The 2,988-nt window shown below is 68.6% G+C and carries 3 protein-coding genes and 1 pseudogene; all 4 read left to right on the top strand.

What is annotated here, in order from left to right:
* On the top strand, positions 1-325 hold a 325-nt coding region (tnpA, locus tag SAZ01S_RS23055), incomplete at its 5' end, for an IS66-like element accessory protein TnpA (RefSeq protein ID WP_174596169.1).
* A complete protein-coding gene (gene tnpB, locus SAZ01S_RS23060) occupies positions 322-669 on the top strand; it encodes an IS66 family insertion sequence element accessory protein TnpB (RefSeq protein ID WP_084584667.1) in 348 nt (115 codons plus the stop codon). The genes tnpA and tnpB, both read left to right, overlap by 4 nt.
* Before the next feature lie 61 nt (positions 670-730).
* Positions 731-2,284 carry an IS66 family transposase gene (gene tnpC / locus SAZ01S_RS23065; RefSeq protein WP_167693250.1) on the top strand — a complete coding sequence of 518 codons (1,554 nt, stop codon included), beginning with the start codon at positions 731-733 and terminating at the stop codon, positions 2,282-2,284.
* 25 nt (positions 2,285-2,309) lie between these two features.
* Positions 2,310-2,936, top strand: a pseudogene (locus SAZ01S_RS24725) (IS630 family transposase); the annotation flags it as partial.
* Between the last annotated feature and the right edge of the window lie 52 nt (positions 2,937-2,988).

Genomic DNA, 2,988 nt, shown 5'->3' on the forward strand with positions numbered 1-2,988 from the left:
GTCTGACGCGGAGAAGCTGGAGATTCTCGCCGAGGCGTTCCGGCCTGGCGCCAGGGTCTGCGAGGTCATCGCCCGGCGCGAGGTGTCGAGCAGCCTGATCTACACGTGGCGCAAGCAACTGCGCGAAGGCAGGCTGGCCGGGGCTGCGCCTTCGCTGCCGGTGTTCGCCGAGGTTCGGCTCGCCGAGCCGGCAGTGCCGGCGTCGCCGCCGGTGCCGTGTTCGTCTGGGCGCATCGATATCGAGCTGCCCGGCGGTGTTCGGATCAGTGTCGACGGTGGGGTGGATGCGGGTGCGCTGGCACGGGTGTTATCGGTGCTGCGGTGAACCCGGCGCCGTTGCCGACGCGGGTATATCTGGCGTGCGGCGTGACAGATATGCGCAAGGGCTTCGACGGGCTGGCGGTGCTGGTGCAGCAGGTGTTGGCGGAAAACCCGCATTCGGGCGCGCTGTTCGCATTTCGGGGCAAGCGCGGGCATCTGGTCAAGCTGCTGTGGTTCGACGGGCAAGGCCTGTGCCTGTTTTCGAAGCGGCTCGACCGGGGCCGTTTCGTCTGGCCGGTGACGGCGAGTGGCACGGTGGTGCTGACGCCCGCGCAATTGTCGATGCTGCTGGAGGGCATCGACTGGTGTCGCCCGGAGCGCACCTGCACGCCGACGCTGGCGGGCTGAAACGTGCGGTTTTGCGTCGCTTTTTCTCGCCTGAGCCCCCGCGATCTGCTAGTAAATCCGGGTGTCGGAAGCGCCCGTTTCCCCTGCTGATGCCACCGCGCGGATCGCCGCGCTGGAGGCGTTGCTGGCCCGGGCCAATGCCGCGCTTGCCGCCCGCGATCTGCTCATCGACAGCTTGCGCGGGCAGATCGCCCGGCTGCGGCGGATGCAGTTCGGGGCCTCGTCCGAGAAGCTGGGGCGCGAGATCGAGCAGCTCGAACTGGCGCTGGAAGAGCTGGAAGCCGAGCGCGACGCGGCGCCGGTAGAGGATAGCCCATCGGAGGCGACGGCGCGGCCGGCACCGGTCCGCAGCCTGCCGGCGCACCTGCCGCGCGAAGAGGTCGTCCACGAACCTGCCTCGGGCGCCTGCACCTGCCCGGATTGCGGCGGCGTGCTGCGCCGGCTGGGCATGGATGCGCATGAGATGCTCGACGTGGTGCCGGTGCGTTGGCGGGTGGTGCGCAACGTCCGCCCAAAATATAGCTGCCGGGTCTGCGAAAAGATCGTCCAGGCGCCTGCGCCGGCCAGCGCAATCGCGCGCGGCAAGGCCAGCTTCGCCACGCTCGCGCATGTCGTGGTGTCGAAGTTCGAGCACCATCTGCCGCTGTACCGTCAGGCGGAGATGATGGCAGCGCAGGGGCTCGACATCGATCGCTCGACGCTGGCCGGCTGGGCCGGACAGGCCACTGCGTTGCTCGATCCGGTCGTCGCCCGCATCCGCGACGAAGTCCTGCACGCCGACAAGATCCACGCCGACGACACCCCGGTGCCGGTGCTCGACCCCGGCCGCGGCAAGACCGCAACCGGGCGGCTATGGGTGTACGCGGCCGACGACCAGGCCTCGGGCAGCACGGCGCCGCGCGCGACCTGGTATCGCTTCACGCCGGACCGCACCGCCGCGCACCCGCTGGCGCATCTCGCCGGCTTTCGCGGATTCCTCCAGGCCGATGCCTATGCCGGCTATGACGGGCTTTACCGGCGTGGTGTGACCGAGGTGGCCTGCTGGGCGCATTTCAGGCGCAAGATCTTCGACTTGCACGAACGCACGCCCACGCCGCTGACCATCGACATCCTCGAGCGGATCGGCGCGCTCTATGCCGTGGAGGCGGAAGTGCGCGGCCAGCCACCAGATATCCGGCACCGGGCACGGCAGGAACGCACCAAACCGCTGGTCGGCGCCTTGCACGAAGTGCTCGACACCGCGCTGCGCCGCCTGTCGCCCAAATCCGACATGGCGAAGGCGATTGCGTATGGCACCAAGCGCTGGCCGGCACTGTCGCGCTTCCTCGACGACGGCCGGCTGGAGATCGACAACAACATCGCCGAACGCGCGCTACGCGGCGTCGCCATCGGCCGCCGCAACTGGCTGTTCGCCGGCTCGCGCGTGGGCGGTGAACGCGCCGCCGCCATCTACACCGTCATCCAGACCTGCAAGGCCAACGGTGTCGACCCGCAGGCCTATATCGCCGACGTCATTGCCAGGATCGCCGATGACTGGCCCGCAAGCCGCTGGGATGAACTCCTCCCGTGGAACTGGAATCGGCCAGCTGATCAGCCAACCGCCCAAGCCGCATAACCTGCGGCCTGCAGACCGCGCTTACGAAAGCCTCGTCTTCCTCGACGAGACAGGGGTGAACACCAAGATGGCGCGGCTCTATGGCTGGGCGCCGGTCGGCGAGCGCTGCCGCGATCGCGTGCCGTTCGGACACTGGAAGACGATGACGTTCATCGCCGGCCTGCGCCTGACCGGCATGACCGCGCCTTGGGTGCTCGACGGGCCGATGGATGGCGATGCCTTCCGGGTCTATGTCCGCGACGTCCTGGCGCCCACGCTCCGGCGCGGCGATGTCGTGGTACTCGACAATCTGCCCGCCCACAAGGTCGCCGGCATCCGCGAGGCGATCACCGCCCGGCGCGCCCAGCTCTTCTACCTGCCTCCCTACAGCCCCGACATGAACCCGATCGAGATGGCCTTCGCCAAGCTCAAGGCACTCCTGCGCCAGCAGCCAGCCCGAGGCGGGGCAATGATGCGCTGGCTTCGCCTGCGGCGAATGCGCCGTGCGTTTCGGGCACTACCCGAGCGGGACCGGGCAATCTTCGGATCGGTGCGGTTCGACGACTTGGACTACATTGAAGCGGCCAGGCGGCATGGCTGCACGGTAGCGGAGGTGGAAGAGACTATCACCCGCGTAATCATTGCGCTGGACCGCGCCCTGCGGGGCAAATGACCATGACCGAGGCCTCACCTCGCCCGGGAACCGGGCGAGGTGTACGCCGCAG

Source organism: Sphingomonas azotifigens NBRC 15497 (assembly GCF_002091475.1).
Classification (GTDB): Bacteria; Pseudomonadota; Alphaproteobacteria; order Sphingomonadales; family Sphingomonadaceae; genus Sphingomonas; species Sphingomonas azotifigens.